The sequence below is a fragment of the Orrella dioscoreae genome (genome assembly GCF_900089455.2).
GTDB classification, from domain to species: Bacteria; Pseudomonadota; Gammaproteobacteria; order Burkholderiales; family Burkholderiaceae_B; genus Orrella; species Orrella dioscoreae.
In genome coordinates this window covers 3,338,816-3,361,992 of sequence record NZ_LT907988.1, presented here as the reverse complement: position 1 = coordinate 3,361,992, position 23,177 = coordinate 3,338,816, and the positions used below count along the sequence as shown (strand labels likewise).

Below are 23,177 nucleotides of genomic sequence, written 5' to 3'. Positions count from 1 at the left end.
AAGCGGGCGCGTGGGGATGTGACGGGATGCTTGGGGGAGGGCGGTGGCAGGTGGCGCCCGGCGGGCGGCACCCCAAAGCGAAACGGGCACTTGAATGAATTCAAGTGCCCGTTCGGGAATTCTTGGGGTGGCTGATGGGGCTCGAACCCACGACAACTGGAATCACAATCCAGGGCTCTACCAACTGAGCTACAGCCACCACGGTACAGCGAAGAAGCGAGACTATAGCACGATTTTTTGATTTGTGTGTCTATTTCATGACCCTTCATGCAGCGTCCGCGAAGGCAGCCAAAGCGGTGGCGGCTGCTTCAATGGAAGTCACTGCAAACACCTTGATATGAAGGAGGTCGGCCTCGGCTTGCAATTGGGTCAGCCGACGAGCAAGGTTCTGCGCAGTCTTGCCGCTGCGGGGCAATTGCGCGGCGTCGGGCTCGACAACGATCAGCGCGCCTCGCCTGCCGGATTGACTCATCACTGTCATCAGTTCCCACATGCGCAGGCGGGCGCTGGATGAACCTTGCGAAATCAATCCTTTTCGAAAAACAGTGATCTGGACGGCGGCGAATTCAGAGAGGAATGCGTAGCGGATGGGATGGCCGCCAGTCACGGGTGTGGCGGATTGGAAGAAATGTCTCGCCAGCCTCGGGTGACGCTGGCTTACCGCGTGTTCCAGCGCTTTTCCGACATGGAGGAGTGTGGCGTGGTCGTAGGTGGCGTCGGGCTGCGCGTCGGAGTCTTCTCCGCTTGGAGTGGTGGGGGTTGCCAACGAACAAAACAAGGCGGCTGCTTGCTTCGCGGCGATTTTCCCCGATTCGGCTCGGGTGCTGCGTATGGGATCAAGGAAAAATCCCTCCATGCATGGGTCTGCCTGGGCGAGGCCACAGCGCTGGGCCAGCGCCAGGGCGTTCTGGGTGGCTGATTTCACGAGCGATAGTGCAGCATCGCCTTGCTCTCCGTACAGGAATTGCAAGACGCCTGGGCGCAACATCATATGACTTTGCAGGCCGTCGGCTGCTTGCACGATCACGGCGATGGAAAGGCGTTCACCACTGCCCAGCAGTGGCTCCCAACGCAGGACACGCCAGTCGGCGGTGGTCGACGGCAAGATTGGTACTTGGTTCATAGTGCAAGATTGGTTTGTCCGCCCGAAATGCGATTCTCGATGCGTTGGGCTATCTCGGGATGGCGCGATTGCAACCACTGACGTAGCGCGGCTGGCTTGCCGAGTTTGATGGGTAGGGCGGTCAGTGCATCCTGCACCATCCTGGGCCAATCTGCCGAGAACGTCATCGTCGCACGTACAGCACCTCGCTTGATCTGCATCTGCGCAGCTGGCGCCAAGGTAGCGTTGACGAGTTGTGCCAACTTATTGACGTCGGTGTAGTCCTCGTCATGGCAGTCAAAGGCCTGTTGGTGATCCGCCGGCGCGCAATCGTCCCCGTCGATCAAGAGATTCTGGATGCCACGATCGCGATTGTTGATCCATTCGTCCCAGGCCAGCATGGCGGGGAACTGGCGGCGCGACGTGATCCATGCGGCAACCGTTGCAAACGCGGCTTGCTTGGCAGCGGGGGGGATCTTCTCGATGTTGAAGCGCCTGGAAAGATCGGGCATGCCCGTGGGCAGGCTGGTGAGCCACCAAAGGCCCGTAGCGGGATCGTTTGCGAGCCCGGGCTTGGGAGCCTTCAATCCAGCAGCGCTAGCGAACAAGGCACCAAACAATTCTGGCGCCAGACGATCGGCCGAGGCATGACGAGCCAGGACGCGCTGATCTGCCTTGCCAAAACGCGCCAGCGCGACGCGCGGTGCGCCGCTGGGCGAAGCGTCGTCGATGAAAAGCTGGATGGTTCCAATGTCGAGGGTAAGTGTCGTAGTCACGCCGGCTTTCTTCAGGCTTACGGGAGGGCGCTGATTAGAACAAGAAATCCGGATCAATGGGAGCGCAGCGCTGCTGAGGCGAATGGCGTCGTACGGTAAACATTGCATCCAATTGCCACCCAGGACGCCGCGGGACGCGCAGGCAGGGGGAACGACTACGCCTTGATACGTCCTGACAAGGCTTGGGCGGCCGGTTGGGCCACAGTGATGCAAGGTGCCGCGCGCGCCCCAAGATAACGATGCATCAAGGAGACCATCATGTTTTCACTGTTCCTGCCTACGCCTGTGATGGCCCCGGAAAACGAGGGCCGTGCCTTGCCCGGCTATGGGCCGAGCGACTCCACGGATTCCGCCAGCGACCTGCCGCGCGAGCAGGCGAACACCGATAGCGATGCGCAAGGCTCGGGCGAGCGCAAGTCCGTGAACCGCCGTGATCGCGACGGCGACGCCAGCGACATCGATGTCGATGCGGTGGTCGACGAAGAGCAGGCGGGCGTTTCGCACCGCCAGCCGTCCCCCACGCGTAACGGGACCGTGGACCGCTGAGCCCGGCAGCGTCCCATGCCGCAGCCCGCGTCCCTGGACCAGCTCGGCGACGACTGCGGCCTGCGCTATGTCGAGGACACGCAACCTGGCTACAGCCGGGTGCGCGTGAATGGCAAGACCTTCCATTACCTGGACACGCGCGGCAAGCGCATCCAGGATCCGCGCACCATCGCGCGCATCAATGCCCTGGCCATCCCGCCGGCCTATGAGGATGTGTGGATATGCCCGGCCGCGAGCGGCCACATCCAGGCCACGGGCCGCGATGCGCGGGGCCGCAAGCAGTACCGCTATCACCCCACCTGGACCGAGGTGCGGGGCGCCAACAAATACGACCAGTTGCTGGCCTTCGGCAACGCACTGCCGGCCTTGCGCCGACAGGTGTCGCGCGACCTGCGCGCGCCGGGCTTGACGCAGGACAAGGTCCTGGCGGCGGTGGTCAGCCTGCTGGAGCTCACCTTGATCCGCGTGGGATCGAAGCGCTATGCGGTCGACAACAAGTCCTATGGCCTGACCACGCTGACGCGCCGCCACACGGAGGTCCTGGGCAGCCAGATCCGCTTGCGCTTCCGTGGCAAGAGCGGCATCTCGCATGACGTGAAGGTGAAGGACGCGCGCATTGCGCGGCTGGTGAAGCGCTGCCTGGAGTTGCCGGGCCAGCAGCTCTTCCATTTCCTGGATGACGAAGGCGAGCCTCATGCCGTCGATTCCGGCATGGTCAATGCCTATCTGAAGCGGGTCATGGGCGAGGACTTCACCGCCAAGCATTGCCGCACCTGGGCTGGCTCGGTGATGGCCTGCGCGGCCCTGCAGCGCACGCCCTGGGAGGATGCCCGCCAGGCCGGCAAGCGCATCGTCGAGGTCGTGAAGCAGGTATCCGGCCGCCTGGGCAACACGCCCACGGTCTGCCGTGCCTGCTACATTCATCCCGGCTTGCTCGATGCCTATGAGGCCGGGAATCTGCCGGCCTTCGCGCCTGCGCCTGGCAGCCCCCGCGCGCTGTCCGCCGACGAGCGCCGTCTGCTGGCGGTACTGGCGAAAATCTGACCCTATTTTCTCGATTCATACCAAAACTGCATGAACGACATGCGGTTTTTCCGTTTTTTCCGTAGAGGCCAGGCCCCTAGAATTGCGTTTTACGCATGAAGCGTCAGCCCTGGGTGGTCTGGCAGGGCGTCCGGCAGGGGCGTGGCCATTCCATCCGAATTCTCGGAGACACGGATGGATTTCAAGATTCAGGACAAGACGGCACTGGTGCTGGGCGGCGGTGGCGGCCTGGGCGGCGCGATCGCGGCCTCGCTGGCTGGTGAAGGCGCCAAGGTTGCCGTGGCCGATATCAGCCTGGAAGCCGCGCAAGCCACGGTCGACACGCTGAAGAAGGCCGGCCACGACGCCATCGCCTTGCAGTGGGACCTGGCGCAGCTGGACGTGATCGAAGCCCGCATCGCCGAGATCGAATCGAAGCTGGGCCCGGTCGACATCCTGGTCAACAACACCGGCGGTCCTCCTCCCACCACCGCCCACAGCCAGGACGCCGCGCTGTGGAGCAAGCATTTCGACAGCATGGTGCTGTCGGTCATCAAGATCACCGACCGCGTCCTGCCCGGCATGCGTGAGCGCAAGTGGGGCCGCGTCATCACCAGCACCTCGTCCGGCGTCGTGTCGCCCATCCCCAACCTGGGCATCTCGAACGCCCTGCGCCTGACGCTGGTGGGCTGGTCCAAGACCCTGTCGCGCGAAGTGGGCCGCGATGGCATCACGGTCAACATCGTGCTGCCCGGCCGCATCGCCACCGACCGCATCACCTTCCTGGATGAAGCCCGCGCGAAGCGCGAAGGCCGCCCGGTGGCCGACGTCAGCGCCGAAAGCCAGGCGTCGATCGCCGTGGGCCGCTATGGCAAGCCCAGCGAATACGGCGACGTGGTGGCCTTCCTGGCCAGCGAGCAAGCCGCCTACCTGACCGGTTCGACGCTGCGCATCGACGGCGGTCTCATCACCAGCATCTGATCGACCTGATTCCCGAAGGATTACGGAAATGCCTCTTCTTACCGCTGACGCCAAGGGCGTCTTCCCCATCGCGCCCACGCCGTTCCTGGCCGATGGCTCGGTCGACAACGCCTCCATCGACAGCATGATGGACTTCTACGCCACGTGCTCCACCGGCCTGACGGTGCTGGGCCAGCTGGGCGAAGCCCCCAAGCTGGATCACGCCGAGTCGCTGTCGATTGCCGAACGCGTCATCAAGCGCGCGGGCAATCTGCCCGTCATCGTGGGCGTGTCGGCACCGGGCTTTGCCTCGATGCGCGCGCTGACCCGCGACGTCATGGACCTGGGCGCCGCCGGCGTCATGATCGCGCCGCCCAACACGCTGCGCACCGATGACCAGATCGTCAACTACTACCGTCAGGCGGTGGAGGCCATCGGCGCCGACGTGCCGTTCGTGCTGCAGGACTATCCGCTGACCTTCTCGGTGCAGATGACGCCGGGCGTGATCCGCCGCATCGTCAACGACCTGCCCAGCTGCGTCATGCTCAAGCACGAAGACTGGCCCGGCCTGGAGAAGATCTCCACGCTGCGCAAGTTCGAGCAGGAAGGCATGCGCCGCATCTCCATCCTGTGCGGCAACAACGGCCTGTTCCTGGACTACGAGATGCAGCGCGGCGCCGATGGCGCGAACACCGGCTACTGCTTCCCCGACATGCTGGCCGACGTGGTCAACCTGTCGCAGGCAGGCAAGTGGGACGAGGCGCATGACCTCTTCGACGCCCACCTGCCGCTGCTGCGCTACGAGCAGCAGCCGGGCGCCGGCCTGGCAGTGCGCAAGTACATCATGATGCGTCGCGGTATCATCGCGTGCGATGCGCAACGTCGTCCGGCAGCTCCGCTGAGCGAGAAGGCGCGCGCCGAAGTCGACAACCTGCTGCGGCGTCTGGCCAAGCGTGACCCGAGGGCCGCCGCCGCCATTCGCTGAAAAGGCACTGGCACGGCCCCATGAATCCCCGCACGCTGAATCCTTCCATGTCGTCGCTCGTGGCCTTCGAGGCCTCGGCGCGGCATGGCAGCTTCACGCGCGCGGCGGAGGAACTCAGCCTGTCCCAAAGCGCGGTCAGCCGCCAGGTGCAGGCGCTGGAAGACCTGCTGGGCGTGGCGCTCTTCGAGCGCGTGGGGCGCCACATCGAGCTCACCGAGGTGGGCCGGGTGTATGCCACCGAGCTGTCCGCGTCGCTGGCCCGCATCCGCGATGCCACCGTCAAGGCCATCGCGCATCGCAGCGGCGGCGGCTCCATCCACTTGGCGGTGTTGCCCGCCTTCGGCACCAAGTGGCTGCTGCCACGGCTGCCCGACTTCTATGCCAAGTATCCCGAGATCCTCATCCACCTGCATTCGCGCGTGGGCACGGTCGACCTGTCCGGCAACAACCTGGACGCGGCCATCTGCGTGGGCGACGGGCGCTGGCACGGGCTGAATGCCGACAAGCTGTTGACCGAGGAGCTGGTGCCGGTGGTGGGCGCGCGCAACGTGGTCAAGCACTGCTTCCGCTCGGCCGATGACTTGCGTTCCGTGCAGTTGCTGCAGGTGGCGGCCCGTCCCAACCTGTGGCTGGACTGGTTCAAGGAGCAGGGCCTGTCGGTGGATCGCCTGCGATTGGGGCCGCAATTCGAGCTGACCTCGCACCTGATCCAGGCCGTGTCGTCCGGCATCGGCGTCGGCTTGCTGCCGCGTTTCCTGGTCGAGGACGAGCTGGCCACCGGCACCCTGCGCATTCCTTTCGATGCGCCGTCGCCCGACGGTACCGGCTATTACCTGCTGATTCCCCCCCACAAGGCCAACAACCGGCCGATGAAGGTGTTCCGCGACTGGCTGCTGGCCCAGCTGGAAAGCGGCACGCACGGCTGATTCCGGCGCGCCCAAGCCCTGGCGGATACCCGGGCGGAGACAAGGGGGGATTAGCCCAGCTAATGGCTGGCCCCCGTAAATCTGATTTGCGCGCGCTTGCTGCACCGCAGTAGGCTACCCCAAGCCGAGGACGGAAATGGTCGCGCGGCGCCAGTACAGGCGCAGGCGGCGAAGGACTGCCCGGCGGATCACAACAGATCAAGGGGAATGACGATGCAAGACCATCACGACGTGCCTTCGCGGGCGCGCCGGCTGCGCCGCTGCGCGGCCGCCAGCCTGGCAGCCGCGGCCGCCTTCACCTTCGCCGGCGCCGCGCACGCGGCCTATCCCGAGCGGGCCATCACCGTCGTCGTGCCGTTCCCGGCCGGCGGCATCAACGACACCATCGCGCGTCCCGTGCTGCAGCGCCTGGCGGAAAGCCTGGGCCAGTCCGTGGTCATCGAGAACCGTCCGGGCGCCAGCGGCACCATCGGCAGCGGCCTGGTGGCGCGCGCCAAGCCGGACGGCTACACCTTGCTGCTGGGCGCGGCCAGCACGCTGGCCGTCGTGCCGCAACTGAATACCAACACCGGCTATGACCCCTTGGGCGACTTCGTGCCGGTGGGCGGCCTGGCCTCGGTCGCGAGCGTGCTGGTCACAGGCAAGCGCGAGGCCTATGGCGCCTTGCCCGCCGTGCACGAGGCCGCGCGCAAGCAGCCCGGCACGCTTACATATGGGTCGGCGGGGGCGGGCACGTCGCAGCACATGCAGATGGCGCAATACAACCTGGCCCAGGGCCTGGAGATGCTGCACGTGCCGTATCGCGGCGGCGCGCCGGCCATGACCGACCTCATCGGCGGGCAGATCGACCTCCTGATGGAGCCCGTGGCCACCGCCTTGCCGCACATCCGTGGCGGCAAGGTCGTGCCGCTGGCGATTTCGCTGCCCGACCGCTCGCCGCTGCTGCCCGACGTGCCGACCTTCGCGCAGGCCGGCGTGCCGGACTACCAGGTCAGCACCTGGTTCTCTTTGATGGCGCCCGCGGGCATGGATGCGGCGGACGTGAAGCTGCTGAGCGACAAGCTGGTGGAGGTGCTGGCCGACCCGGGCATCGTGAAGGCGCTGGGCGAGCGTGGCGTGCAGACCATGCCCCTGCCATCGGCCGACATGAAGGCCTACCTGGTCAAGGAGCATACGTTGTGGGGCAAGGTCATCAAGGATGCCGGCATTCCCCCGCAGTAGAATCCCCGCAGACCTTTCATTGCCGGGAACACGATGCGCAGACGACTGCCGCCCCTGGCCACGCTGCGTCCTTTCGAGGCGACCGCGCGGCTGGGGTCCTTCACGCTGGCCGCCCAGGAACTCTCGCTGACCCAGGGCGCGGTCAGCCAGCAGGTGCGCAACCTGGAGGACTTCCTGGGCCTGAAGCTCTTCGAACGCCAGGCGCGCCGGCTGGACCTGACCGACGAGGGGCGCCAGCTCTTCGCGTCCGTGCAGCGGGCGCTGGATGACCTGGAGCGCACGGTTGGGCGGCTCGTGGTGCGCGGCGAGCGCGTCGTGCTGAACGTCACCGCCATGCCCACGCTGGCGACCGTCTGGCTGATGCCGCGGCTGGCGGCCTTCGCGGCCCTGCATCCCGACATCGAGTTGCGCCTGGCCACGTCCATCGAGCCCGCCGACCTGCATGGCGGCAATGTCGATGTCGCCATCCGCGTCGGCAAGCTGCCTGGCCGGGCTTATCCGCGTGAACACGCGAACATCGATCTCGTCATGACCGAGCGCTGGGACGGCGTCATTGCCGACAGCCTCTTTCCCGATGCCATCGTGCCGGTCGCGTCGCGCGCGCTGCTGGCCGAAGGCGCGCCCATCGAGGGGCCGTCGGACCTGCAGGCCTATCCGCTGATCCACACCGTCAGCCGCCAGCGCGCCTGGCCGGACTGGTTCCGCGCGCAAGGCGTGCGCTTCCATCCGCGCCTGGCGGACCCGGAGTGCGGCCACTTCTTCATTTCGCTGCAGGCGGCGCGTGAAGGGCGCGGCATTGCGATGGTGCCCGAGCTGATCTTCCACCACGCGCGCGCGCAGTCGGAAGACCTGGTGGCGGCGTGGCTGCCGGCCGCGCGCAGCGCGGGCGAGTATTACGTGTTGACCCACGAAACGCAGGAGACTTCGCGTGCCGTGCAGGCTTTCCGCCAGTGGCTGGTGGAAGAAGGCGCGCGCACGCGAACACTGTACGGCATGGCCGACGCGCCGGTGGCGTGACGCCAGCCCGGGTGTCTGGCATTACCGCAGCTAATGCCAGATGCCAGAAAGAATTCTTTGTCAGCGGCGCAGGCCTTCCGTAGGCTGTCGTCCTTTATTCCTTGTGCAGTCCGGAGTCCATCATGAGCCAGCAAGCATCTCCCATCCGTATCGGTATCGCCGGTTTCGGCGCCATCGGCAAGGCCATCGCCCGCCGCCTGGATGACGGCATTCCGGGCCTGAAACTCACCGCCCTGGGCGTGCGCGACGCCGACAAGGCGCGTGCGGCCTATACGTTCAAGGAGCCCGTGGCCTATGTGCCGGCTGATACGCTGGTCGAGCACTGCGACGTGGTGGTCGAGTGCGCGCCTGCCGCGTTGCTGCCCGAGATCGCCACGCCGGTGCTGAAGGCGGGCAAGCGCCTGCTGGTGCTGAGCTCGGGGGCGCTGCTGCAGCATAACGGGCTGATCGACGTGGCGCGTGCCCACGGCGGGCAGATCATCGTTGCCACCGGCGCGCTGCTGGGCCTGGATGCGGTGACCGCCGCGGCCGAAGGCACGATCAAGGAAATCCGCATGGTCAGCCGCAAGCCGCCCATCGGCTTCGCGGGCGCGCCCTATGTCGTGCGCAACAACATCGACCTGCACGCCATCAAGGAACCCACGCTGATCTACAGCGGCACCGCGCGCGAGGCGGCGACGGGTTTCCCGGCCAACCTCAACGTGGCCGTGTCGCTGTCCCTGGCCGGCATCGGTCCCGACCAGACCCGCCTGGAAATCTGGGCCGATCCCACCATCAGCCGCAATATCCATCGCATCGAGGTGGATGCCGAGGAGGCGCGCCTGTCGATGGAGATCCAGAACGTGCCCAGCGAGAATCCCAAGACCGGCCGCATCACCGCGCTGAGCGCGGTTGCCGCCTTGCGCAAGCTGGCCGCGCCGCTGCGCGTCGGTACCTGATCCCTGATTGCCCGCCTGCCGCCCGCCACCCCTCGTGGGTGTCGGGCGCTTTTCTTTTTACGGAGCCGTGCATGCCTCTCTGCCTGATTGCCCAACCCATCCATGACGCCGGCGTCACTGCGCTGCGCGATGCCGGACTGACCGTCAAGCTGGCCAGCGCGCCAGACCTGGACACGCTGGCCGCCGAGATTCCCGATGCCGATGCGGTGTTGATCCGTGATTCCCTGCCGGACTGGGTCATCGATCGCGCGCCCAGGCTCAAGGTCATCGCCAACCACGGCACCGGCACGGATGCGGTGGCCGTGGACCACGCCACGCAACGCGGCATTCCCGTCGTCTACACGCCGACCGCCAATGTGCAGGCGGTGGCCGAGCACGCCTTGATGCTGATGATGGGCGTGGCGCGCCAGGCGCAGGCCGCGGATGCCGCGGCGCGCAAGGGCGAATGGGGCTTCAAGTACACGCGGCCCGTCTATGGCCTGGCAGGCAAGCGCCTGGCCGTGCTGGGCTTCGGCCACACGGGCCGCTGGCTGGCGCGCATGGCGCACGGCGGTTTCGGCATGGATGTGCAGGTGTGGTCGCCCAGCGCGGATCCGGCCGAGATAGTGTCGGCCGGCGCGTCTGCCGCGCCGTCGCTGGAAGCTGCCCTGCGCGGCGCCGACTTCGTGTCGCTGCACCGTCCCCTGCGGGCCGATACGCGCCACACGCTGGATGCGCGCGCGCTGGCCTGGCTGCCGGCGCATGCCATCGTGGTGAACACCTCGCGCGGCGGCCTGATCGACGAGGATGCGCTGGTCGACGCCCTGCGTGGCGGCCGGCTGGCAGGCGCGGGACTGGATGTATTCGCGGCTGAGCCGTTGATGCAGGGCCATCCGCTGGCCCAACTGGACAATGTGCTGCTGACGCCGCACATGGCAGGCTCGACCCAGGAGGCGCTGGAAGAGACGGCCAGGCAGTGCGCGGATGGCATCGTGGACGTGCTGGCGGGCCGCCGGCCCCGGTACTTGAAGAACACAGATGTCAAGTCCGCGCTGTTTTCGTCGTAGCCGGCCAACTGTCCAGCTCCCGCCTGTCGGCGCGGCGTACGGCTGCTGGACGGCTGCGTTTCAATCCGTCTTGGCCGGGGCGGGGGCAGGCGGCATGCGACGCCGCGCGGTGGCTGCGCAGCCGGCGGATGCGGCAACGATGGCGCCGATGGCCAGCCACTGCGGCACGGCCAGGTGTTCGCCCAGCACGATGACGCCCGCCACGGCGCCCATGGCGGGTTCCAGGCTGAGCAGCACGCCGAAGGTCTTCTTCGTCAGGCCCTTGAGCGCCACCATTTCCAGCGAATAGGGCAGGGCGCTCGACAGCACGCCCACCACCAGGCCGGCCAGGATCAGCGAGGGATCGAAAAGCGCCGCGCCGGCATGGGCGACGCCGATGGGCAGCGTGATGAGTGCCGCCACCGTCATGCCCAGCGCCGTGGCCTGGCCGCCATGCAGGCTGCCCGCGCGCTGGCCGAAGATGATGTACAGCGCCCAGAAAACGCCCGCGGCAGCGGCATAGGCCAGGCCGGTCGGGTCCAGTTGGTGGGCGGAAACGCCCGAGGGCATGAGCAGCAGCAGGCCTGCCGCGGCCAGCGCGATCCAGATGAAATCGAGCACGCGGCGTGACAGCACCAGCGCCAGCGTGAGGGGGCCGGTGAATTCGATGGCGATGGCCACGCCCAGCGGCAGCGTACGCAGCGCCATGTAGAAGCACAGGTTCAGGCAGGCCAGCGTGGTGCCGTACAGCACCACCGTGCGCGCCTGGCTGCGTGTCAGCGGAAAACGCCAGGGCCGCCAGATGGCCAGCAGGATGAGCGCGCCGACGGTAATGCGATACGCCGTCGTGCCCTGGGCGCCCACGGCGGGAAAGAGTGTTTTCGCGAACGAGGTCCCCAGGCAAAGCGACGCCATGGCGCCGATGAGGGCAAGCGTGGGCAGCGGCGAAGGAGAGGAGGACGGATGCATGAAAGGGTCGTCTGCGTAGTGAGTCGTCCAGGCGGCGGGCAACGGCGAGGGACGGGCGCCATCCTAACACCGCCGATTTTTTCCACATGTCCGCACTCCGCTAAGCGCTTTTTTGCGGAGGAGGCGCATAAGCCGGCGTGGCACGACGCCGTGGCTTCTATCATTCGGAACGATTCTGCCCGCAAGGCCGGATCGGCAACCCGACTGACTTCCTCCGCGCCCGCCGGGGCGCCGGCTTACCTTGCCTATGTCTTCCCTGATTTCCCCCGCGCGCGCCATGGGCGCGACACACCGGACCTTGCGCGTGTTGTGGTGCGGCGTCGTGCTGGCCCTGGTATCGGCCTGCGTGGCCGGCCTCGGCATGTTGCTGCGCGCGGCGGAGGCGGCCGATGCCGTGCTGCGCGTGTATGCCTTGTGCCTGTTCGGCCTGGGCGTCTGCTGCGCGGCCAGCCTGGCCTGGGTGCGTCATCTGCTGCGCATGCGCATGCACGACGCCTTGGGCCTGGCGCGCGCCGCCCACGAGCTGCGCTCCCCGCTTGCGGCGCTGTCCGTGCAGTTGCAGGCCGGCCTGCGCGGCGATGCGCCTGGCGCGCACGTGCTGCGCGACATGCAGCGCACGGTATCCAGAACGTTGTACCTGGCGGACCAACTGCTGATGCCGCCCGAGGCATTGCCCGTCCCTGGCGGCGAGGCCGCATGCCGTCTGGATGAAAGCCTGCGTGAGCTGGTGCTGGCATTGGCGCCCCTGGCGCTGGACAAGGATCTGCGCCTGCGGTGCAGGCTGGCGCCCGCCGCCCTGCGCACGCCGGCATGGCGCGCCTGGGAGGTGTTCGGCAACCTGCTCGCCAACGCCATCCGGCACGCCCGGCCGGGCACCGTGCTGGGCGTGGCCCTGCGGAAGCGGGCGGGATACGCCGAGGTGCTCATCTGGAACGCGGGGGAGGGGCTTGCGCCCCACGCGTTGCCACGGCTATGGCTGCCGTTTCAGGCGGGACCGGGCGGCACGGGCACCGGCCTGGGCCTGGCCGTGTGCCGGGAGGGCGTGGCGGCCATGGGCGGGTCGCTGTGGCTGCGCAACCGCAAGCGCAATGGCCGCGTGCTTGGCGTGGTGGCCCATGTGCGCCTGCCGCTGGCCTGAGGCGGCTTGCCTGGCCGCGGCCTTGATCTGTTGCAGGTGCAGCAGCATCAGCAGGCTCAGGGTGGTTTCGGCCCGCCGGTGCAGCAAGGCGGGCGTGAGGCCGCGCGCGAGCGTATTCGCCCCTTGCGGTGAACGGGGGGCGGTGGGGACGAGGGAGGTGGGCTGGGGCATGAGCAGGACGCGAAGCGTTGCATGGGCGGGGCGGCGGTCCACAAAGGTAGCCTTTCCCTGGCAGGTCTCCCAGAGGCAGCTTTCACGGTCCTGATGTCTCCCTGGCGTTACGCTGATGCAGGGGGAGAGGGCCGACCCCGGCGGCGGGCAGGGAAGGGCGGTGGTAGGATAGGCCGATGGCGCAATTTCTTTCCGTTCATCCGCAGAATCCTCAGGTCCGTTTGCTCAAGCAGGCTGCGCAATGCCTGCAGTCAGGCGGCCTGGTCGCCCTGCCCACCGATTCCAGCTATGCCGTCGCGGCTCGCCTGGACGACAAACAGGCGGCGGACGCCTTGCGCCGCCTGCGCGGGCTGGACGAACGTCATCACCTGACCCTGCTGTGCCGGGACCTGGCCGAGATCGGCCATTTCGCCCGCGTCGACAATGCCCAGTACCGCCTGCTGAAGGCCGCGACGCCCGGACCCTGGACATTCATCCTGGAAGCCACGCGCGAAGTGCCGCGCCGCGTCTCCCATCCTTCGCGCAAGACCATCGGCATCCGCGTGCCGGGTCATCCCGTCTGCCTGGGCCTGCTGGAGCAGGCTGGCGCGCCGCTCATCTCGACCACCTTGATTCCCGATGGCGAGACAGACCCCTTGAACGACGCCGAGCTCATCCGCGCCCGCTACGAGCATCAATTGGGCGCCGTGATCGATGCCGGGCCTTGCCGCCTGTCGCCGACCACCGTCATCGACCTGACGGGCGATACGCCCCAAGTGCTGCGCGTCGGGGCGGGCGATCCGTCTGAACTGGGCCTGGTGACCTGAGCCGTCTTGCCAGCGCGCTCCCTTTTGTCCGCAGGATGACGCTTTCTTGACAGCCGACCCCGTTACAATCGCGCGATGAACGATCTGATCCAGACTATCGCCCTCTACGCCTTGCCGGTGGTGTTCGCCATCACGCTGCACGAGGCGGCGCACGGCTATGTCGCGCGCGCCTTCGGCGATCCCACCGCCGCGCAGGCCGGACGCATCACGCTCAACCCCATCCGGCATATCGATCCCGTGGGCACCATCCTGGTGCCGCTGGGCATCCTGCTGATGTCCAAGCTTTTCGGCGGGCCCGCCATGCTGTTCGGCTGGGCCAAGCCGGTGCCGGTGGATTGGGGGCGCCTGCGCCGTCCCAAGCGCGACATGCTGTGGGTCGCCGCCGCGGGGCCTGCCGCCAACCTGTTCATGGCGATCCTGTGGGCGATCAGCCTGCGGCTCATCCATGAAGGAGGCGGGCAGGGCGGTTTCTGGTTTGACATGGCGCTGGTCGGCATACAGATCAACCTGGTGTTGATGGCGCTCAATCTCCTGCCCTTGCCGCCGCTGGATGGCGGGCGCATCGTGTTCAGCCTGCTGCCCAGCCGCCTGGCCTGGCAGTATCAGCGGATCGAGCCTTACGGCCTCATGATCGTGATCGTGCTGCTGGCCACCGGCGTGTTGTGGACATTGATGCAACCGGTCATGGCGCTGGGCCGGGCCGTGGTCAGTTGGTTTCTTTGAGCAACCGGGCCCGTATCCGCTAAAATTCCCGGTTTATTCAATTCATTATCCTGGGCGCGCTGCGTCCGGTTGCGCGGCTGACGCACACCTGCCCCGTGCGGCGGCCACTCTGGAGTCCTGTCATGGCAACATCCGACATTGCATCGCAATCTCCCGCCTTCAGTGGCAGCATGGTGGCGCTCGTCACCCCCATGCAGCCCGACGGCAGCCTTGACTACGAGACCTATCGGAAACTGATCGACTGGCACGTGGCCGAGGGCACCGATGCCCTGGTCGTGGTGGGCACCAGCGGCGAATCGCCGACGGTGGACATGGATGAACACGCCGAGCTCATCCGCGTGGCCGTCGAGCACGCGGCGGGCCGCTTGCCCGTCATCGCGGGCGTGGGGGCCAACTCGACGGCCGAGGCCATCGAACTCTCGCGCTACGCGCAGCGCGTGGGCGCGCAAGCCGGCCTGTCCGTCGTGCCTTACTACAACCGTCCCAGCCAGGAAGGCATGTACCGCCACTTCAAGGCCGTGGCCGAAGCGGTGGATCTGCCCTCGCTGCTCTATAACGTGCCCGGCCGCACCGTGGCCGACATGTCCAACGAGACCGTCCTGCGCCTGGCGCAGGTGCCGAACATCATCGGCATCAAGGATGCGACGGGCGACATCGGCCGTGGCGCGCTGCTGCTGCGCGACGCGCCCGAGCACTTCCTGGTCGTGAGCGGCGATGACGCCACCGCCGCCGCCCTGATCCTGCTGGGCGCGCGCGGCAACATCTCGGTCACCGCCAACGTGGCGCCGCGCCTCATGCACGAGCTGTGCGCCGCCGCGCTGGCGGGCGACGTTGCACGGGTGCGCGAACTTAATGGACGGCTTGCGCTTCTAAACAAGGTGCTCTTCGTCGAAGGAAACCCGGTGCCCGTGAAGTGGGCGCTGGCTCAAATGGGGCGCATCTCCCTGGGCTACCGGCTGCCGCTGGTCGAACTGGGTGAGTCGCACCATGCGCTGGTCCGCAATGCCTTGCAGGAAGCGGGCCTGCTCTGAAAAACATCATGAGGATGTGTATGAACAAACGTCATGCAGGCGCGGCCGCGCTGGTCGCCTTGCTGCTGTCTGGCTGCAGCAATGTCAACGAAATGCTGGGCCGTGAAGAGTCCGTCAACTACAAGGGCGCGGTGCGTGGCGAACGCCTCAGCATTCCGCCGGACCTGACCCAGGCCGCCAGCGATCCGCGCTACAGCGCGCCCGCTTCCGGCACGACGACCTTCAGCGAGTTCCAGCAGCAGGGCGAGCAGGCCAGCCAGCAGGCTGCCTCGGCCAACCGCCAGTCGACCGTGCTGCCCGAGCAGAGCGGCATGCGCGTCGAGCGTGACGGCAATCTGCGCTGGCTGTCGGTCGATCGCACGCCCGAAGACATCTATCCCCGCATCGTCGAGTTCTGGGGCCAGCAGGGCTTTGTCGTCACCGTCAGCGACCCCAAGGCCGGCCTGATCCAGACCGAATGGACCGAGAACCGCGCCAAGGTGCCGGAAGGCTGGATCCGCAGCGCCCTGGGTTCCATCATCGACCAGGCTTGGGACAGCGGCGAGCGTGAGCGTTTCCGCACGCGCATCGAGCGCGTGAACGGCCGCACCGAGGTCTATGTCTCGCACGAGCAGATGCTGGAAAAGCGCATCGGCGGCTATGACAGCTCCCAGGTGGCCTGGGAGCACGGCAAGGAAGACCCGGGCCTGAACGCCGCCATGCTGGCGCGCATGCTCGTCTTCCTCGGCACCGACGTCGAGCGTGCCCGCACACTGGTCGCGCAGGCCGAGAGCCAGCCGCAGCGCCCGCAAGTCGAGCAGAGCGAAGCCACGGGCGACGCCACGCTGCGCGTGGTCGAGCCTTTCGATCGCGCCTGGCGGCGTGTCGGGATTGCGCTGGACTCGGCCGGCTTCACGGTGGATGACCGCAACCGCAGCACCGGCGAGTACTACGTGCGTTACCTGGATACGGACACCGGCCAGAAGCGCGAAGACCCGAACTTCTTCAGCCGCCTGTTCGGCACGGGCTCCAGCGCCCAGGCCGCGCAATACCGCCTGCAACTGCGCGAGGAGGGCGGCACGACGTTCGTGACGGTGCTCGACGCCAAGGGTGAGCGCGACGCGTCCCCCACGGCACGCCGCCTGCTGGGCGTGCTGGCGGATCGCCTCTGATCCGTGTCAGTCCAAAAAGCGGCGGCCTCGGTCGCCGTTTTTTTTTGCCTGGATCAGAAGCTTTCCCAGTCGTCGTTGGCCTGGGAGGGGACGGGCGAGGCCGGGCGCGGCGTGGCCCGCGCAGGTTCGGCATCCTGGGCAGGAGCCCGTTTGCGCAAGGCGGCGGGGCGATGCGGCGTGGGGGTGATCACGGTCTTGTCCACCGGGCGGGCAACGACCGGGGCGGCCTTGATCGTTGCGGGCGTGGGAGCAGCAGGCTTGGCGGGGGCCGGCGCGGGCGCCGCGGCGGGTGGCGGGGCTGGCGGCGTCTGCGTGGGCGCAGTGTTCGTCATGGGCGCCTTGACCGTTTCCTTGCCCAACTGGAACACACTGACGAGATTCACCAGCTTGGCGGCCTGTTCGTCCAGGCTGCCCGCCGCCGCGGCGGCTTCCTCCACCAGCGCCGCGTTTTCCTGGGTCACGCGATCCAGCTGGTTCACGGCATCGCTCACCTGCGAGATGCCCTGGCCCTGCTCCTGCGCGGCGGCCCCGATCTCGCTGATGAGGTCGGCCACGCGGCGCACCTCGGCCACGATGTCGTTCATGGCCGATCCGGCGTCGCTCACCAGGCGGCTGCCTGCCTCGACCTTGCCGGCGCTCTGGCTGATCAACTGCTTGATCTCCTTGGCGGCTTCGGCGCTGCGTTGCGCCAGCGCGCGCACTTCACCCGCCACCACGGCAAAGCCGCGGCCCTGCTCGCCGGCGCGGGCGGCTTCCACCGCCGCATTGAGCGCCAGGATATTGGTCTGGAAAGCGATCGAGTCGATGACACCGATGATGTCGCCGATGCGTTGCGAGCTGGCGTTGATATCGTCCATGGTGCTGACGACATTGCCGACCACATCCCCGCCGCGGGCGGCGGCGTTGCGCGCGGAAATGGCGAGCTCGGACGCGGTGCGCACGGCGTCCAGGTTCTGCTGGGTGGTGGCGTTCATCTCCTCCATCGACGCCGCGGTTTCCTCCAGGCTGGATGCCTGTTCCTCCGTGCGTTGGCTCAGGTCCGTATTGCCCGACGAAATCTGCCCCGCACCCGTGGCGATCGCCTCGCTGGCCTGGCGGACCTGCCTGACGATCCCGGCGAGGTTCGCCCGCATGCTGTCCATGTTGGCCAGCACGCTGGTCTGGTCTCCGTCTCGCAGCATCACCCGCAGGCCCAGATTGCCCTTGGCGACCTCCTGGGCGACCTGGGCTGCATAGGCGGGCTCGCCGCCCAGCTGGCGCATGACCGAGCGCACCAGGCCCAGCCCGAGGATGCTGCTGACCAGTGCGCCGAGCAGCATGAGACCCGTCAGCAGCCAGAAAGTGTGTTCGACGGAGGCAGCGGATGCGTCGGTGTCCAGGCGTGCCAGTTCTTCCTGGCGCTTGGCGGCGTCCAGCAGCACCGTGCGCACCGCGATATGCAGGCCGGCGGCGGTGTTGTGCATTTCATCCATGACTGCCGGATCGCCGCGGTCCGCCATGGCTTGCACGGTGTTGACGGAAGCCTTGTAGCGGCTCCAGGCATCGGCGAGCTTGGTGCTCGCGTCGCGCAGGGCAGGATCGGATTCCCCCTGGAGCATGCGGGCGGTGTCCAGCACGGCCTGCTCGGACTGCGCGTTGAAGCGCAGTTCGGCGTCGCGTTCCTTGCGATCCGGCGTCAGGATGTATTTGTACAGGCGGCGATAGTGCGTGGCGCCCTCGCGCGCGGCATCCACCACGACACGCAGCGGCTGGACCGTGTCGGTATACATGGCGCGCTGGTGCTGGCTGACGGACCACAGTTCCTGCATGGCGATGGCGCCAAGGGCAAGCAAGGTGGCGATGAAGAAGAGGACGAGCCCGGTGAGTTTCTTCTTGAGGGAAAGATTCTGGAGCGAAAGCATGGCGTGAGCCTGGACAAACCTGAACTGCGGCGGAAATGGTTTTCAGGTCTGCCTAATGAATCACGAAATGATGCGACGCAATATGTGAATCTCCGGGATAAAACTTGAATTTGTAGCTGTCTGGAAGCTGAATGATTCCCGCATGGCGCGATAGCACCCGCCATGAAAAAGCCTGGGCAGGCTTCGCATCGGAAGTCCTGCCCAGGCCTTGGTCTCCATCGCCGGGCGGGGGTTCACCCGGCGGGGAAAGGCGTGCGACGCGATTACTGCGTCGTCGTGCCGGTGCCACCGGTGCCGCCGGGAGCGGGCGGGGTGGGCGCAGCGGGATCGGTGGGAGCCGGCGTAGCGGGGGCGGGGGTCGACGGGGTCGATTCCGGCGCCGGCGTCGGTGCGGGAGCCGTGGGGGCGGGGGCGCTAGGCGAAGCCGGGGCTGCCGGTTCGTTCTTGTCACCGCAACCAACCAGGGCAAGCGCCAGGGTCGAAGCTACGAGCACGCTCTTGATCATTGTGGACTCCATCATTGTGGTTAATGCTTACTTGTGGCCCCGCCTTGAAAGCGGGGAGACAAGTTCAGGCTACCGGAGTCCCACTGTGACATGGGTGTGGAAATTAAAGCGTCGGTAGCCCAGGCGAAACATTGTTTGCGAAAGTGTGTCCGCAATGACGGGGTGTATCGGGGTTAACCCTGAATGATCGGATCCTGGGCAAGGCGTGCCCAGGGAGGCGAAGACAGGCGCTCCCCGACCGTTGCGTTTTACCTCTCGAAATGCAGCCAGCCTGCGTCCAGCCAGTCATCCAGGCAATCGCGCGCCGCCGGGCTCAGGCGTTTGGCGACGGCGGCCGAGACGTCGAGTTCGCGTGCATCGGCCAGGGCCCGCAGGCCGGCTTCCGCGGCGACCGGCGCGCACTCGCCGTTGATGAAGAGCTGCCTGCCCCGATACAGCATGCGCGAGCGGCGATCCAGGCGCAGCCGTCCGCTTGCCGGCCATGCTTCCGCCAGCATCGGCAGGTCGTCCGGCGCGTCGTCAAAGACGGCACGGGCGTTGGGCTCGCTCAGCCAGCAGCCGAGGAAACGCGTGGCCAGGCTGGCATCGAGCTTGACGGCGTTCGCGGCGCTGACGGCCGCCTCGACCAGGGCTTCGGGCAGGGCTGCCGGCTTACCGGTCGCGGCCTGTCCCGGGTCGCGGTAGCGCGCGGACAGGTCGGGGCCAGGCAGCGGCGGCTCGCCATAAGGGCCGGTGGGCATGCCGCTGCGCGCGGCCAACTGCTCGGCCGCGGCTTCCAGCATGCCGCGCGCAAGCGTTGCGCGATCCGCCGAACGGAAGCCGATGGAGAGCGTCATGCAATCGTCGCCCACGGCGATGCCGTCGTGGGCGGCCTGCGGCGGCAGGTACAGCATGTCGCCGGCCTCCAGCACGAATTCCTCTTCGGGGTGGAAGTTCTGCAGGATATTCAGGGGCAGGTCGGGGACCAGCGTCAGGTCCTTCTGCTGGCTGATGCGCCAGCGCCGCTTGCCGCGTGCCTGCAGCAGGAAGACGTCGTAGCTGTCGAAATGCGGGCCCACGCCGCCGCCATCGCTGGCCACGCTGACCATGATGTCGTCCAGGCGGGCATCCGGGATGAAGCGGAATTGCGCCATCAACGCCGCAGCCCAGTCCAGGTGCTGCTCCAGGCTCTGCACCAGCAGCGTCCAGCCAGGTTCGGCGGGCTTGGGCAGGCGGGCGAAGGGGCCGGGCTCCATCTGCCAGGCATCGTCCTCGCGCCAGATGAGGCGGGATTCGGCATCGTCGCTGCGCGACAGCTTGCGCACGTCGTTGGTGCTCAGCGGGCAACGGAAGCCAGGAATGGCCTGGCGGATCAGCAGCGGCTTGCGCTGCCAGATCTTGCGCATGAACGCGTCGGGCGTCAGGCCGCCCAGCAGGGCGAGGGGGAGGGTCGGATTCATGGCAGGGCGTGCTTCAGGCGATAAAGGGCGTCCAGCGCGTCGCGCGGGGTGAGGCTGTCGGGATCGATCTGCTCGAGCGATTCGCGCAGGGCGCGCAGCGCGTCGAGTTCGGCGGGGTCCACGTCCGCCGCGGCAGAGGGGGCAGGCTCGCCGCCGAACAGGCCGAGCTGCGGCGAGGGCGCGCCCTGCGATTCCAGGCGTTCCAGTTCGCGGCTGGCCTGGCGGATGACGGCGGCGGGCACGCCGGCCCGCTGCGCCACCTCGATGCCGTAGCTGCGGCTTGCCGGGCCTTCGCGGACCTCGTGCAGGAACACGATGCCGGAGGGCGACTGCGCCGCGGCCAGGTGCACGTTGGCGGCTTGCGGCAGCTCGGACGGCAGGCGGGTCAATTCGAAATAATGCGTGGCGAAGAGCGTAAGCGCGCGGTTGTGCGTGAGCAGGCGGTGGGCGATCGCCCAGGCCAGCGACAGGCCGTCATAGGTCGACGTGCCGCGCCCGATCTCGTCCATCAGCACCAGGCTGTGCGCGGTGCTGGCCGACAGGATGGCGGCCGCCTCGGTCATCTCCATCATGAAGGTCGAGCGCCCGCCCGCCAGGTCGTCCGCGGCGCCGATACGCGTGAAGATGCGGTCGATGCGGCCGATGCGCGCCCGCGCGGCCGGCACGAAGCTGCCCGTGCGCGCCAGCAGCACGATGAGCGCGACCTGGCGCATGTAGGTCGATTTACCGCCCATGTTGGGGCCGGTGATGAGCTGCATGGCGCGGGTGGCGTCCAGCCGGCAGCCGTTGGGCGTGAAGCGCTCGATGCTGCGCTCCACCACGGGGTGGCGGCCCGCGTCGATGTCGATCTCGGCCTGTTCGCCGAGGTCCGGCGCCACCCAGTCGTGGCGGCGCGCGTGGTCGGCCAGGGCGCCCAGCGTATCCAGCTCGGCCAGCGCCTGCGCGCAGGCGGTCAGCGCGGGGACATGGGGCGCCAACTGGTCCAGCACCTGCTCATACAGCCATTTCTCGCGCGCCAGCGAACGGTCCTGCGCGGACAGCACCTTGTCTTCCCAGGACTTCAGTTCCGGGGTGATGTAGCGCTCGACGTTCTTCAGCGTCTGGCGGCGGCGGTAATCGTCGGGCACCTTGTCGGTCTGGCCGCGCGACACCTCGATGTAGAAGCCGTGGACGCGGTTGAACTCCACGCGCAGGTTGGCGATGCCGGTGCGCTCGCGCTCACGGGTCTCCAGTTGCAGCAGGAAATCGCCCCCCTCGGTGGACAGCATGCGCAGTTCGTCGAGGTCGGCGTCGAAGCCCGTCGCGATGACCCCGCCGTCGCGCACGGCGACCGCAGGCTCCTCGGCAATGGCGCGCGCCAACAGCGCACCCAGCGCCGCGTCGCAGTCCAGCGACTGCGCCAGCTCCGCCAGGCGCGGCGCGGGAGCCTCGCCATCGAGCAGCGCGCGCACGCCGGGCAGGGCGCCCAGCGCGTCGCGCAAGGCGGCCAGTTCGCGCGGACGGACCGAGCGCAATGCCACGCGGGCCGCGATGCGCTCGATGTCCGGCAGCTTGTGCAGCGCGGTCCGCAGGGATTCCAGCAAGGGAGCGGGCGCATACGGGTTGCCGGCCAGGTGTTCGGGCGTGCGCGCCGACAGCAGCGCGGTGATGGCGTGCTGGCGTGCCAGCACCGGCGCGTTGTCGCGCAGCGGATGGTGTAGCCAGCGGCGCAGCAGGCGGCTGCCCATGGGCGTGCGGCAGTTGTCCAGGATGGAGAAGAGCGTTGGGGATTCCTCGCCCGACAGCGTGCGCGTCAGCTCCAGGTTGCGCCGCGTGAAGGGATCCAGCAGCACATACTGGCTGGCCCGGTCGGCCTGCAGCGACTGGACGTGCGCCAGCGCCTGCGACTGCGTGCGCGAGGCATAGCGCAGCAGGGCGCCGGCGGCGCAGATGGCGGCGGGCATGTCCTCGACGTCGAAGCCCGCCAGCGTATCGGTGCGGAAATGGGCCAGCAGCTGTTCGCGGGCGCTGTCGGTGGTGTAGTGCCAATCGGGCACGCGCGCCGTGGCGCCATCGAAGGCGGAGAGCGCCGGTGCGTGCTCGGGCAACACCACTTCGGCGGGCGCGACACGCGCCAGTTCGGACTCCAACTGGTCCGCGCTGCACTCGGTCAGGCGGAAGTGGCCGCTGGCCAGGTTCAGCCAGGCAATGCCCAGCAAGCCGTGGCGGGTCGCCTTGATGGGCACGTGCACGGCGGCCAGCGCGCGGTCGGCCTTGGCGGGCAGCAGGGCTTCGTCGGTCAGCGTGCCCGGCGTGACGATGCGCACGATGCGCCGTTCCACCGGTCCCTTGCTGGTGGCGGGGTCGCCGATCTGTTCGCAGATGGCGACGGATTCGCCCAGCGCCACCAGGCGCGCCAGGTATTGTTCAATGGCATGCACCGGCACGCCGGCCATGGGAATAGGCACGCCATTGCTGGTGCCGCGCTTGGTCAGCGTGACGTTCAGGAGGCGCGCGGCGCGTTCGGCGTCCTCATAGAACATCTCGTAGAAATCGCCCATGCGATAAAGCAGCAGCAGCGAGCCGGCTTCGGCCTTCAGCTTCTGGTATTGCTGCATCATCGGCGTGAGGCCGGAGGTGTCGGTGGTTTTGCTCATCGAATCCAATGGGTTGCCATGCTTGCGGGGGCGGACTCACCCGCGATCAAGGCGTCATTCTAAACAGCGGGCTCCGGTTACGCTCAGGGGCGTCGCCCCTTGCCCCAGGGGGCATCACGCGTACGCAGCATCGCGTTTCGACATCGCGGCTGGACATCGCTTATCTGGCGTGGAACCCGGGTGCTGC

General features: G+C 67.6%; 20 protein-coding genes and 1 tRNA gene. 14 read left to right on the top strand and 7 right to left on the bottom strand.

Annotated elements, in window-relative coordinates; all coding sequences use genetic code 11:
- Positions 1-123 precede the first annotated feature (123 nt).
- The 3 genes from ODI_RS15650 to ODI_RS15640 all read right to left on the bottom strand — a co-directional run bounded on the left by ODI_RS15650 (position 124) and on the right by ODI_RS15640 (position 1,878).
- Positions 124-199 (bottom strand) — tRNA-His (locus ODI_RS15650).
- A 66-nt stretch (positions 200-265) separates the two neighbouring features.
- On the bottom strand, positions 266-1,123 hold the full coding sequence (locus ODI_RS15645) for a hypothetical protein (protein ID WP_067753705.1): 858 nt from the start codon (positions 1,121-1,123) through the stop codon (positions 266-268).
- Positions 1,120-1,878 carry a hypothetical protein gene (locus ODI_RS15640; protein ID WP_067753701.1) on the bottom strand — a complete coding sequence of 253 codons (759 nt, stop codon included), beginning with the start codon at positions 1,876-1,878 and terminating at the stop codon, positions 1,120-1,122. Before ODI_RS15640 ends, ODI_RS15645 begins: the two co-directional genes overlap by 4 nt.
- Positions 1,879-2,136: 258 nt before the next feature.
- Between ODI_RS15640 and ODI_RS15635 the strand changes: the two genes are divergently transcribed.
- From ODI_RS15635 to ODI_RS15595, 9 genes are all read left to right on the top strand, one after another.
- Positions 2,137-2,424 carry a MatE family transporter gene (locus tag ODI_RS15635; protein WP_231968072.1) on the top strand — a complete coding sequence of 96 codons (288 nt, stop codon included), beginning with the start codon at positions 2,137-2,139 and terminating at the stop codon, positions 2,422-2,424.
- 15 nt (positions 2,425-2,439) lie between these two features.
- On the top strand, positions 2,440-3,468 hold the full coding sequence (locus ODI_RS15630) for a DNA topoisomerase IB (RefSeq protein WP_067753698.1): 1,029 nt from the start codon (positions 2,440-2,442) through the stop codon (positions 3,466-3,468).
- A 174-nt stretch (positions 3,469-3,642) separates the two neighbouring features.
- Entirely contained in the window at positions 3,643-4,428 is a 786-nt protein-coding gene (locus ODI_RS15625) for an SDR family oxidoreductase (RefSeq protein WP_067753695.1), read from the top strand.
- Between the two features lie 28 nt (positions 4,429-4,456).
- On the top strand, positions 4,457-5,392 hold the full coding sequence (locus ODI_RS15620) for a dihydrodipicolinate synthase family protein (RefSeq protein WP_067753692.1): 936 nt from the start codon (positions 4,457-4,459) through the stop codon (positions 5,390-5,392).
- A gap of 20 nt (positions 5,393-5,412) precedes the next feature.
- Positions 5,413-6,318 (top strand): LysR substrate-binding domain-containing protein, encoded by a 906-nt coding sequence (locus ODI_RS15615; RefSeq protein WP_067753689.1) that lies wholly within the window; start codon positions 5,413-5,415, stop codon positions 6,316-6,318.
- Positions 6,319-6,531: 213 nt separating this feature from the next.
- Positions 6,532-7,539, top strand: coding sequence for a Bug family tripartite tricarboxylate transporter substrate binding protein (locus tag ODI_RS15610; RefSeq protein ID WP_067753685.1), 1,008 nt, complete (start codon positions 6,532-6,534; stop codon positions 7,537-7,539).
- A gap of 33 nt (positions 7,540-7,572) precedes the next feature.
- Positions 7,573-8,556: a LysR substrate-binding domain-containing protein gene (locus ODI_RS15605; protein WP_067753682.1), complete on the top strand. Its 984-nt coding sequence runs from the start codon at positions 7,573-7,575 to the stop codon at positions 8,554-8,556.
- 122 nt (positions 8,557-8,678) lie between these two features.
- On the top strand, positions 8,679-9,494 hold the full coding sequence (locus ODI_RS15600; protein WP_067753679.1) for an aspartate dehydrogenase: 816 nt from the start codon (positions 8,679-8,681) through the stop codon (positions 9,492-9,494).
- 71 nt (positions 9,495-9,565) lie between these two features.
- Positions 9,566-10,540, top strand: coding sequence for a hydroxyacid dehydrogenase (locus ODI_RS15595; RefSeq protein WP_067753676.1), 975 nt, complete (start codon positions 9,566-9,568; stop codon positions 10,538-10,540).
- A 60-nt stretch (positions 10,541-10,600) separates the two neighbouring features.
- Here ODI_RS15595 and ODI_RS15590 read toward each other — a convergent pair whose 3' ends face one another.
- Entirely contained in the window at positions 10,601-11,488 is an 888-nt protein-coding gene (locus tag ODI_RS15590) for an EamA family transporter (RefSeq protein ID WP_067753673.1), read from the bottom strand.
- Positions 11,489-11,735: 247 nt separating this feature from the next.
- On the opposite strand from ODI_RS15590, the gene ODI_RS15585 reads away from it, so the two are divergent.
- From ODI_RS15585 to bamC, 5 genes are all read left to right on the top strand, one after another.
- The gene (locus ODI_RS15585) at positions 11,736-12,626 is read left to right on the top strand and encodes a sensor histidine kinase (protein WP_067753670.1); all 891 of its coding nucleotides are present in this window, start codon (positions 11,736-11,738) and stop codon (positions 12,624-12,626) included.
- A 347-nt stretch (positions 12,627-12,973) separates the two neighbouring features.
- Complete coding sequence (locus ODI_RS15580; protein ID WP_067753667.1) at positions 12,974-13,603, top strand: L-threonylcarbamoyladenylate synthase; 630 nt, start codon at positions 12,974-12,976, stop codon at positions 13,601-13,603.
- 75 nt (positions 13,604-13,678) lie between these two features.
- Complete coding sequence (locus ODI_RS15575; protein WP_067753664.1) at positions 13,679-14,326, top strand: site-2 protease family protein; 648 nt, start codon at positions 13,679-13,681, stop codon at positions 14,324-14,326.
- Positions 14,327-14,448: 122 nt separating this feature from the next.
- Positions 14,449-15,357 (top strand): 4-hydroxy-tetrahydrodipicolinate synthase, encoded by a 909-nt coding sequence (dapA, locus tag ODI_RS15570; protein WP_067753662.1) that lies wholly within the window; start codon positions 14,449-14,451, stop codon positions 15,355-15,357.
- 14 nt (positions 15,358-15,371) lie between these two features.
- Positions 15,372-16,508, top strand: coding sequence for an outer membrane protein assembly factor BamC (bamC, locus tag ODI_RS15565; RefSeq protein WP_098020922.1), 1,137 nt, complete (start codon positions 15,372-15,374; stop codon positions 16,506-16,508).
- Positions 16,509-16,561: 53 nt separating this feature from the next.
- Here bamC and ODI_RS15560 read toward each other — a convergent pair whose 3' ends face one another.
- The 3 genes from ODI_RS15560 to mutS all read right to left on the bottom strand — a co-directional run bounded on the left by ODI_RS15560 (position 16,562) and on the right by mutS (position 22,990).
- Positions 16,562-18,409, bottom strand: coding sequence for a methyl-accepting chemotaxis protein (locus ODI_RS15560; protein WP_067753656.1), 1,848 nt, complete (start codon positions 18,407-18,409; stop codon positions 16,562-16,564).
- Between the two features lie 754 nt (positions 18,410-19,163).
- Positions 19,164-20,354, bottom strand: a complete 1,191-nt coding sequence (locus ODI_RS15550; RefSeq protein WP_067754789.1) for a JmjC domain-containing protein — start codon at positions 20,352-20,354, stop codon at positions 19,164-19,166.
- Positions 20,351-22,990 carry a DNA mismatch repair protein MutS gene (gene mutS, locus ODI_RS15545; protein ID WP_408635833.1) on the bottom strand — a complete coding sequence of 880 codons (2,640 nt, stop codon included), beginning with the start codon at positions 22,988-22,990 and terminating at the stop codon, positions 20,351-20,353. The genes ODI_RS15550 and mutS overlap by 4 nt, the downstream gene beginning before the upstream one ends.
- Positions 22,991-23,177 lie beyond the last annotated feature (187 nt).

What these genes read in the sequence shown, in the direction of transcription:
- ODI_RS15645 (WP_067753705.1), bottom strand. Translation starts at nt 1,123, where the DNA reads ATGAACCAAGTACCAATCTTGCCGTCGACCACCGCCGACTGGCGTGTC.
- ODI_RS15635 (WP_231968072.1), top strand. Translation starts at nt 2,137, where the DNA reads ATGTTTTCACTGTTCCTGCCTACGCCTGTGATGGCCCCGGAAAACGAG.
- ODI_RS15630 (WP_067753698.1), top strand. Translation starts at nt 2,440, where the DNA reads ATGCCGCAGCCCGCGTCCCTGGACCAGCTCGGCGACGACTGCGGCCTG.
- ODI_RS15625 (WP_067753695.1), top strand. Translation starts at nt 3,643, where the DNA reads ATGGATTTCAAGATTCAGGACAAGACGGCACTGGTGCTGGGCGGCGGT.
- ODI_RS15620 (WP_067753692.1), top strand. Translation starts at nt 4,457, where the DNA reads ATGCCTCTTCTTACCGCTGACGCCAAGGGCGTCTTCCCCATCGCGCCC.
- ODI_RS15615 (WP_067753689.1), top strand. Translation starts at nt 5,413, where the DNA reads ATGAATCCCCGCACGCTGAATCCTTCCATGTCGTCGCTCGTGGCCTTC.
- ODI_RS15610 (WP_067753685.1), top strand. Translation starts at nt 6,532, where the DNA reads ATGCAAGACCATCACGACGTGCCTTCGCGGGCGCGCCGGCTGCGCCGC.
- ODI_RS15605 (WP_067753682.1), top strand. Translation starts at nt 7,573, where the DNA reads ATGCGCAGACGACTGCCGCCCCTGGCCACGCTGCGTCCTTTCGAGGCG.
- ODI_RS15600 (WP_067753679.1), top strand. Translation starts at nt 8,679, where the DNA reads ATGAGCCAGCAAGCATCTCCCATCCGTATCGGTATCGCCGGTTTCGGC.
- ODI_RS15595 (WP_067753676.1), top strand. Translation starts at nt 9,566, where the DNA reads ATGCCTCTCTGCCTGATTGCCCAACCCATCCATGACGCCGGCGTCACT.
- ODI_RS15590 (WP_067753673.1), bottom strand. Translation starts at nt 11,488, where the DNA reads ATGCATCCGTCCTCCTCTCCTTCGCCGCTGCCCACGCTTGCCCTCATC.
- ODI_RS15585 (WP_067753670.1), top strand. Translation starts at nt 11,736, where the DNA reads ATGTCTTCCCTGATTTCCCCCGCGCGCGCCATGGGCGCGACACACCGG.
- ODI_RS15580 (WP_067753667.1), top strand. Translation starts at nt 12,974, where the DNA reads ATGGCGCAATTTCTTTCCGTTCATCCGCAGAATCCTCAGGTCCGTTTG.
- ODI_RS15575 (WP_067753664.1), top strand. Translation starts at nt 13,679, where the DNA reads ATGAACGATCTGATCCAGACTATCGCCCTCTACGCCTTGCCGGTGGTG.
- dapA (WP_067753662.1), top strand. Translation starts at nt 14,449, where the DNA reads ATGGCAACATCCGACATTGCATCGCAATCTCCCGCCTTCAGTGGCAGC.
- bamC (WP_098020922.1), top strand. Translation starts at nt 15,372, where the DNA reads ATGTGTATGAACAAACGTCATGCAGGCGCGGCCGCGCTGGTCGCCTTG.
- ODI_RS15560 (WP_067753656.1), bottom strand. Translation starts at nt 18,409, where the DNA reads ATGCTTTCGCTCCAGAATCTTTCCCTCAAGAAGAAACTCACCGGGCTC.
- ODI_RS15550 (WP_067754789.1), bottom strand. Translation starts at nt 20,354, where the DNA reads ATGAATCCGACCCTCCCCCTCGCCCTGCTGGGCGGCCTGACGCCCGAC.
- mutS (WP_408635833.1), bottom strand. Translation starts at nt 22,990, where the DNA reads ATGAGCAAAACCACCGACACCTCCGGCCTCACGCCGATGATGCAGCAA.